Raw genomic sequence first — 8,169 nt, 5'->3', positions numbered from 1 at the left:
CGGGAAGCGGTGCCTCGGGGGGTACGCCGGGAAGCGGCATTCCCGGTGTACCCCCCCGAGACGGCGTGGCGGGCCCGGTCGGCGCGGACCCGGCGCCCGATACAACCAGTATCGGGGCGACCCTCCACCTTGCGATGCACGGCACCGGGCCCCGCTCCCTGATCCAGCCTCATCCAAACAAAAGACCCTAGCCGAGCGGCAGTCCGCGGGCGGTGTAGCGGTCGCCCTGGTGCTCGACGACGAGCGGCAGACCGAAGCAGAGGGAGAGGTTGCGGGAGCTGAGCTCGGTCTCCATGGGGCCCGCGGCGAGCACCTTGCCCTGACGGATCATCAGAACGTGGGTGAAGCCGGGGGCGATCTCCTCGACATGGTGGGTGACCATGATCATGGAGGGCGCGTACGGGTCGCGGGCCAGCCTGCCGAGGCGGCGGACCAGGTCCTCGCGTCCGCCGAGGTCGAGACCGGCGGCGGGCTCGTCGAGGAGCAGCAGCTCGGGGTCGGTCATCATCGCGCGGGCAATCAGGGTGCGCTTGCGCTCGCCCTCGGAGAGGGTGCCGAACCTCCGCTCCAGGTAGTCGGTCATGCCGAGCCGGTCGAGGAAGGCGCGGGCGCGGTCCTCGTCGACCTTGTCGTAGTTCTCGTTCCAGGTGGCGGTCATGCCGTAGGCGGCCGTGAGCACCGTCTGCAGGACCGTCTGGCGCTTGGGCAGCTTCTCCGCCATGGCGACGCCCGCGATCCCGATGCGGGGGCGCAGGTCGAAGACGTCGGTGCCGACGCCGCCGAGCCGCTCGCCGAGGACCGTGGCCGTGCCCTTGGTGGGGAAGAGGTAGCTGGACGCGATGTTGAGGAGGGTGGTCTTTCCGGCACCGTTGGGGCCGAGGATGACCCAGCGCTCCCCCTCCTTGACCGACCAGGAGACGTCTTCCACCAGAGCGCGTCCGTCGCGGACCACGGATACGTCCACCAGCTCCAGTACATCGCTCATGAGCGCGTTGTCTCCCCATGCAGTTTCGTGATCGTCGCGTGCCTGTGGGCACAGCTCCCAGACAAAACCTACGCCACTGCACGAGCGCATCCGGCGCTGGGCCCGTCGTCGCAGGGTTGGCGCGGGTCCCCCGCCCGCCCGGAGGCCGGTCCGGGCGGGGTGACGACAGGGGCCGGGTCCGTTCCCTAGGCTGTCGTCATGCTTTCGGAACCACGCTCAGGGCTACTGGCCGCTTGGGGCAACGCGCTGCTGGCCGGACTCGTATCACCGGACGACGCGGCGCTCGCCATTGTCGGGGAGGACGCGGTGCACCGCGTCGAGGGGCTGCCGGGCGAGGCGGGGCCGGTCGGTCTCACGCTCGCGCTGGGGCGGCTGCGGGGGCTCGGGGTGACCGGTTTCCGGGTCGCGCTGCCGGTCCCGGGGCATCCGCTGGGGCTCAGCGGTCCCGCGGAGTTCAATGCCAGGGCGCTGGAGGCCGAGGAGGCCGTGGTGACCTACGGCGCGCCGTTCGGACTGGTGCCCGAGGTGCGCGAGTCGGGGCCGGCCGGGGATCTCCACGTCGCCGTGGCGTGGCACTGCCTGGCGGTGCGGCAGGCGCCGCCGGCCGATGTGCCGTCGCTGGGCGAGGCGGAGCGGGAGCTCGCCGAGGCGTTGCGGGATGCGACGGCGGCGCTGTCGCGGCTCGACGTGGCCGGGTCCGGGCCGGTGGCCGAGGCGGCGATGGACGCGTACCGGGCGCGGGCGGAGCGGGGGCGCGAGGTGCTCGCTCCGGGGTACCCGCCCCGGGCGGTGCGGGTACTGGAGCTGGCGCAGCGAGTGGGGCTGCTGGTCGCGGTGGCGTACGAGAACGGGCACGGCGGGGCGGTGAGCGCGTCGGAGATGGCGGCGCGGGGGGAGGCGCTGCGGCCGGTGGAGCGGGTGGCCCGGCGGGCGCAGGTCGCCGCGTACAACGCGTATGTGGAGGAGCGGGCGCGGTAGGGGCGGGGCCGGGTGCCCGGCGTGCGGCCGGGGTCGTCTTGTCCTCAAGCGCGCCGGACGGGCTGAAGTGTCGCCCTCAATCGCCGGGCGGGCTCGATGTGCCGGGCGGGCCTGATAAGGCAGACGGGCTTATGTGCCGGGCGGGCTTATGTGAGGTCCGCCCGGCGGTGTCGCAAGGTGCGCGTGGCGTCAGCCGTTCAGGCCGAAGTCGCCGAAGTTTCCGAAGTTGCCGAAGTTGCCGAAGTTGCCGAAGGCCGGGTTGAGCAGGCCGACCACGTTGACGGTGTTGCCGACCACGCTCACCGGCACGTGGACCGGGACCCGGGCGAGGTTGCCGCTGGCCAGGCCCGGGGAATGGGCCGCGCCACCGGAGAGGGCGCGGCGTTCGGAATGCGTACACCCGACAGCATGAATCTCAGCCCGCCGCCCCGTTCCGGACCGCCCAGAGCGCGGCCTGGGTGCGGTCCGACAGGTCCAGCTTCATCAGAATGTTCGAGACGTGTGTCTTGACGGTCTTCTCGGAGAGGACCAGCGCCCGCGCGATCTCCCGGTTGGAACGGCCGTCGGCGATCAGGCCCAGCACTTCCCGCTCCCGTTCCGTGAGGGTGCTCCCCCGGCCCGTACCGCTGCCCGGGTCGTCCAGGGCGAGCAGCGCTCCCGCCACCTCCGGCTGGAGCAGGACATGGCCCGCGTGCACCGAGCGGATGGCTCCCGCCAGCGCGTCCGGGTCGACGTCCTTGTAGACATAGCCCGAGGCGCCGGCGCGCAGGGCGGGGACGACGGTGCGCTGTTCGGTGAAGCTGGTGACGATCAGCACCTTGGCCGGGTTGTCCAGCTCCCGGAGCCTGCGCAGCGCCTCTATACCGTCGGTGCCCGGCATCTTGATGTCCATCAGCACCACGTCGGGGCGCAGCTCCTCGGTCCTGGCCACCCCTTCGGCTCCGTCGGAGGCCTCTCCGACGACCTCTATGTCGTCCTGGATCTCCAGGAACGTCCGCAGACCGCGGCGGACCACCTGGTGGTCGTCCACCAACAGCACCCTGATGATCCTGTCAGCCACCGGGTACCTCCATCTCGATCGTGGTGCCCTTGCCGGGCGCCGATTCAACGGTGAGCCGCCCGCCGACACCGCTCGCGCGGTCCCGCATCGAGACCAGGCCCAGGTGCCGCCCCGCCTGACGGGTGGCCGCCGGCTCGAAGCCCTGGCCGTCGTCGGTGATCCGCAGCACCGTGCCGCCGCCGCGGCGGACGAGGCTGACGTCCACGTGAGCGGCCCCCGAGTGGCGCAGGGCGTTGTGCAGGGCCTCCTGGGAGACCCGGAGCAGCGCCTCCTCCTGTGCGGCGGGCAGTGCCCGTACGCCCAGGCTCTCGAAGGTGACCCTGGCTGTGTGGGCGCGGTCCAGGACCTGGACCTGGGTACGGAGGGTGGCGATCAGGCCGTCCTCGTCGAGCGCGGCGGGGCGCAGTTCGACGACGGCTGCCCGCAGCTCGTCCACCGCCTCCGCCGCCAGGGCGGCGACCTGCTGGAGCTCGCCCTTGGCCCGTGCCGGATCGCGGTCGACCAGGGTGGCGGCGGCCTGGGCGGTGAGCCGCAGGGAGAACAGCTTCTGGCTGACCGCGTCGTGCAGCTCGTGGGCGAGGCGGGAGCGCTCCTCGGCGATGGTGAGCTCGCGGCTGCGCTCGTACAGCCGGGCGTTGGTGAGGGCGATCGCCGCGTGCTGGGCGAGGAGCGCCAGCAGTTCCTCGTCCTCGGCGGTGAATCCGCAGCTGCCCTCGGGCTTCGGGCAGCGCTTGTTGGCGAGGAAGAGGGCGCCGATGGTCTCGTCGCCGTCCCTGATGGGCAGGCCGAGGAAGTCGGACATGTCGGGGTGGGCGGCGGGCCAGCCCTCGAAGCGCGGGTCCTTGCGGACGTCGGCCAGGCGCTCGGGCTTCGCCTCGTGCAGCATCGCGGCGAGGATGCCGTGCTGCCGGGGAAGCGGGCCGATGGCCTTCCACTGTTCGTCGCTGACGCCGTCGACGACGAACTGCGCGAAGCCGCCGTGGTCGTCGGGGACCCCGAGCGCCGCGTACTCGGCGTCGAGCAGCTCGCGGGCCGAGGCGACGATCGTCTTCAGGACGTCCCGCATTTCCAGGTGCCGGCTCATGGCGAGCAGTGCGGCACTCACTGCTGCGAGGCCGCCCGGCGGCGGGCGATGGGTCATGGCCTCACCGTACCGGCGGGCCACCGGCCCCCGTATCGGCCTGTGGACGGCCCCCGATCAGGGCGCAGGGACTAGGTCCATGCGCCCTCCGGGCAGCTCCGAACCGCTTCAAGCCCTCCAAGGAACCGGAACGTAACACTCCGCATTGCTGACGCAACGGTTGGTGAGATTGATACCCGCCCGATGTGAGGCCGCACATAGGACCTGCGTCACTTACGAAGTCACCTAGTGGACAAATAAGGGCGATACGGGCGGGCCTGAGGGCGGGCCGTCCCGTTCGAGCGCGCCCCCTGCCCACTACCCGGCTTCGTACGTCACACCTTTGCCACACCATTTTGCGGTCGCTAAGAATTGCACTCGTCCCCGACGGAGAAGCGAAGTCGCCTCCCGTCTTCGTCCTCCGTGAGGACCCCCGCGATTCGAAGAGGTAACTGCATGTCCGCGTCCAGCATTACCGGCCGTCTCCGTCGTCTGAACAAGACCCAGAAGCTCTCCGTGGCGGGTATCTCCGCCGTCGCCGCCGCTGCGCTCTCGTTGTCGCTGGTGCCCGGTAACGCCGAGGCCGAGACCGAGCCGCAGGCCATCTCCGGCGCCCCCGTCCTCTTCGCGTCCGCCGCCGGCGCCCCGCAGGCCAAGACCATCCAGGCCAGCGTCATCGAACAGCACTCCACCGCCGAACAGCTCATCAAGGCCGCCGACACCGCGAAGGCCAAGAAGGCCGCCGCCGTGAAGGAGAAGGCCCAGGCCGCCTCGAAGGCGAAGGCCAAGAAGGCGAAGGCCAAGGCGGAGAAGCGCGGCAACCAGGCAGCCAGCCGTTCCGAGTCCCGCACCCCGGTCTTCTCCAACAACCTGGACGGCTGGATCAAGGAATCCCTGTCGATCATGAAGACCAAGGGCATCCCGGGCACGTACGACGGCCTGCACCGCAACATCATCCGTGAGTCCAGCGGCAACCCGAAGGCCATCAACGACTGGGACGTCAACGCGGTCAACGGTGTCCCGTCGAAGGGGCTGCTCCAGATCATCAAGCCGACCTTCGACGCCTACCACGTCGGCGGTACCCCCCACGACCAGTACGACCCGGTCGCCAACATCACCGCGTCGGCCAACTACGCCGCCGACAAGTACGGCTCGATCGACAACGTCAACAGCGCGTACTGAGTCCACTCCGGTCACCGCTGCGCAAAGCCGAAGGGCGGCACCCCGTGCGGGGGTGCCGCCCTTCGGCGTCGTACGGTGCGCAGCCGCGAGGCGGCTACTTGCGCATCACCTCGGGCTCGTGGCGGCGCAGCAGTCGCGCGACCGCGAACCCGCAGACGACTCCGAGGAACAGCAGCACCGCGATGTTGATCCCCCACTGGCCGGCTGTGTGCTCCCACAGCGGGTCCAGGTCCGTGGGGTTGCTCCGGTCCCACGGCGGCATGAGGTGGGCGAGGTCGAGCGTCGAGCCCGCGGCCGCGATGGCCCAGCGGGACGGCATCAGCCAGGCGAACTGCTCCAGGCCCAGCGATCCGTAGACCTGGAAGAGGACGCCGGTGAAGACGACCTGGACGATCGCGAACATGACCAGCAGCGGCATGGTCTTCTCGGAGGTCTTCACCAGCGAGGAGATCACCAGGCCGAACATCATCGAGGTGAAGCCGAGCGCGATGATCGTCACGCAGAGCTCGACGGCCGGCGGCATGATCAGGCCCTCCGCCGGCAGATCGCGGGTGGCGAAGCCGATGCCGCAGATGATGACGCCCTGGGCGGCCGTGATCAGGCCGAGCACGATCACCTTGGACATCAGATAGGCGGAGCGGGAGAGGCCGGTGGCCCGTTCCCGTTCGTAGATCACCCGTTCCTTGATCAGTTCTCGTACGGAGTTGGCCGCACCGGAGAAGGTCATGCCGATCACCAGGATCAGCATGATCGTTCCGGCGTCGCTGTTGAACCGGGACGGCGGCTTGGGCGGGCCCAGGCCGAAGTCGGCCGGAATGACCACGCTGACGACCCCGAGTACCGCGGGCAGGATCACCATCAGGCCCATGAAGCCCTTGTCGGACGCGATCACCGACAGGTAGCGGCGCATCAGGGTCCACAGCTGCGTACCCCAGCCCTGCGGCTTCGGCGGGCGCATCTGCTGCGGCGGCGGCATGTTCACGGACTGCGCGGCGACGGAGTCGATGTCCGCGGCGTACATCTGGTAGTGCTGCGAACCGCGCCAGCGGCCCGCCCAGTCGTAGTCGCGGTAGTTCTCGAACGCGGAGAACACGTCGGCCCAGGTGGTGTAGCCGAAGAAGTTGAGCGCTTCCTCCGGCGGACCGAAGTAGGCGACGGCACCGCCGGGCGCCATCACCAGGAGCTTGTCGCAGATGGCCAGCTCGGCGACCGAGTGCGTGACGACGAGGACCGTACGGCCGTCGTCGGCCAGACCGCGCAGCAGCTGCATGACATCGCGGTCCATACCCGGGTCGAGGCCGGAGGTCGGCTCGTCCAGGAAGATCAGCGAAGGCTTGGTGAGCAGCTCCAGGGCCACCGATACGCGCTTGCGCTGGCCGCCGGATAGCGAGGTGACCTTCTTGTCCTTGTGGATGTCGAGCTTGAGCTCGGCGAGGACTTCCAGGATCCGGGACTGGCGCTCGGCCTCGGTGGTGTCCGCGGGGAAGCGGAGCTTGGCCGCGTACCTGAGGGCCTTGGTGACCGTGAGTTCCTTGTGCAGGATGTCGTCCTGCGGAACCAGTCCGATGCGCTGGCGCAGCTCGGCGAACTGCTTGTAGAGGTTCCGGTTGTCGTAGAGGACCTCACCCTGGTTGGCGGGCCGGTAGCCGGTGAGCGCCTTGAGCAGGGTGGACTTTCCGGAGCCGGACGGGCCGATGACGCCGATCAGCGACTTCTCCGGGACGCCGAACGAGACGTCCTTGAGGATCTGCTTGCCGCCGTCGACCGTCACCGTGAGGTGGCGGGCGGCGAAGGAGACCTCGCCCGTGTCGACGAATTCCTCGAGCCGGTCGCCGACCAGGCGGAACGTCGAGTGGCCGACGCCGACGATGTCGTTCGGGCCGATGAGCGCGGAGCCGGACTTCGAGAGCGGCTGGCCATTGACGTACGTGCCGTTGTGGGATCCGAGGTCACGGATCTCGAAGCGGCCGTCGGGCGTCGCGCGGAACTCCGCGTGGTTGCGCGAGACCTGGAGGTCGGAGACGACCAGCTCGTTCTCCAGCGCACGGCCGATGCGCATCACCCGGCCGAGAGCCACCTGGTGGAAGGTGGTCGGACTGCGGTCGCCGTAGACCGGTGACGCCCCCGCCGCGCCGCCGGCCCCGCCACTCCCGGGGGTCTTCGCCATGCCCTGCTGCGGAACATGGGGCGGCTGCTGTACCTGGGGGGGCTGCTGCCAGGCCTGCGGCTGCCCGCCCGGAACCTGCTGCGGGCCCGCGCTCGGCTGCTGCCCCTGCCAGCCGGGTCCCCCCTGCTGCGGCGGGGCCTGCTGCGGCTGCTGGGCGGGGGCCTGGGCCCCAGCGGCGCCCTGCCCGCTGTACACATCGGCGCCGGCCGCGGCATCGCTGAGGCTCAGCCGGGGCCCGTCGGTGGCATTGCCCAGGTTCACGACGGAGCCGGGCCCGATCTCCACCTGGTTGATTCGCTGACCGTGCACGTACGTGCCGTTGGTGCTGCCGTGGTCCTCGATGAACCAGCCCCGGCCACTCCAGCTGATCGTGGCGTGCCGCCACGACACCCTGGCGTCGTCGATCGTCATGTCGCCCTGCGGATCACGTCCGAGGGTGTACGACCTGGAGGGATCGAGCGTCCAGGTCCTTCCATTCAATTCCAGTACGAGTTCCGGCACTCCGCGCCCCACTAGTTGTCCCCCGATTACCCCCGTCGCAGGGAGTCTAGGGATGCTGAACATCGTGGCGAACTATTCCAGGAGCAGTCCCCGATACGAAAGCCGGGCGGGGGTCTGACCCTGCCGAGACCTGCACTGTTACGGCATTGACGCCAACGAAACGGTCACCTACCGCC

6 protein-coding genes and 1 pseudogene are annotated in these 8,169 nt (G+C 70.0%); 2 read left to right on the top strand and 5 right to left on the bottom strand.

Annotated features, from left to right (window positions below):
- Window positions 1-187: 187 nt before the first annotated feature.
- Window positions 188-985 (bottom strand): ABC transporter ATP-binding protein, encoded by a 798-nt coding sequence (locus AB0I52_RS04370; protein WP_363068773.1) that lies wholly within the window; start codon window positions 983-985, stop codon window positions 188-190.
- A gap of 198 nt (window positions 986-1,183) precedes the next feature.
- On the opposite strand from AB0I52_RS04370, the gene AB0I52_RS04365 reads away from it, so the two are divergent.
- Complete coding sequence (locus AB0I52_RS04365) at window positions 1,184-1,963, top strand: hypothetical protein (RefSeq protein ID WP_363068771.1); 780 nt, start codon at window positions 1,184-1,186, stop codon at window positions 1,961-1,963.
- A gap of 189 nt (window positions 1,964-2,152) precedes the next feature.
- On the opposite strand, the pseudogene AB0I52_RS04360 reads toward AB0I52_RS04365, so the two are convergent.
- The 3 genes and pseudogenes from AB0I52_RS04360 to AB0I52_RS04350 form a co-directional block, all read right to left on the bottom strand.
- Window positions 2,153-2,326 (bottom strand): annotated as a pseudogene (locus tag AB0I52_RS04360) (chaplin family protein); the annotation flags it as partial.
- A gap of 52 nt (window positions 2,327-2,378) precedes the next feature.
- Window positions 2,379-3,023, bottom strand: a complete 645-nt coding sequence (locus tag AB0I52_RS04355; RefSeq protein WP_363068769.1) for a response regulator transcription factor — start codon at window positions 3,021-3,023, stop codon at window positions 2,379-2,381.
- Entirely contained in the window at window positions 3,016-4,164 is a 1,149-nt protein-coding gene (locus AB0I52_RS04350) for a GAF domain-containing sensor histidine kinase (RefSeq protein ID WP_363068767.1), read from the bottom strand. Before AB0I52_RS04350 ends, AB0I52_RS04355 begins: the two co-directional genes overlap by 8 nt.
- Window positions 4,165-4,599: 435 nt before the next feature.
- On the opposite strand from AB0I52_RS04350, the gene AB0I52_RS04345 reads away from it, so the two are divergent.
- Window positions 4,600-5,325: a transglycosylase SLT domain-containing protein gene (locus tag AB0I52_RS04345; RefSeq protein ID WP_363068765.1), complete on the top strand. Its 726-nt coding sequence runs from the start codon at window positions 4,600-4,602 to the stop codon at window positions 5,323-5,325.
- A 94-nt stretch (window positions 5,326-5,419) separates the two neighbouring features.
- Here AB0I52_RS04345 and AB0I52_RS04340 read toward each other — a convergent pair whose 3' ends face one another.
- Window positions 5,420-8,005: an FHA domain-containing protein gene (locus tag AB0I52_RS04340; RefSeq protein WP_363068763.1), complete on the bottom strand. Its 2,586-nt coding sequence runs from the start codon at window positions 8,003-8,005 to the stop codon at window positions 5,420-5,422.
- Window positions 8,006-8,169: the final 164 nt, after the last annotated feature.

It is taken from the genome of Streptomyces sp. NPDC050423, from assembly GCF_040655445.1.
Taxonomy (GTDB): Bacteria; Actinomycetota; Actinomycetes; order Streptomycetales; family Streptomycetaceae; genus Streptomyces.
The sequence above is the reverse complement of the archived record's forward strand: the minus strand, read 5'-3'. Positions and strand labels throughout refer to the sequence as shown.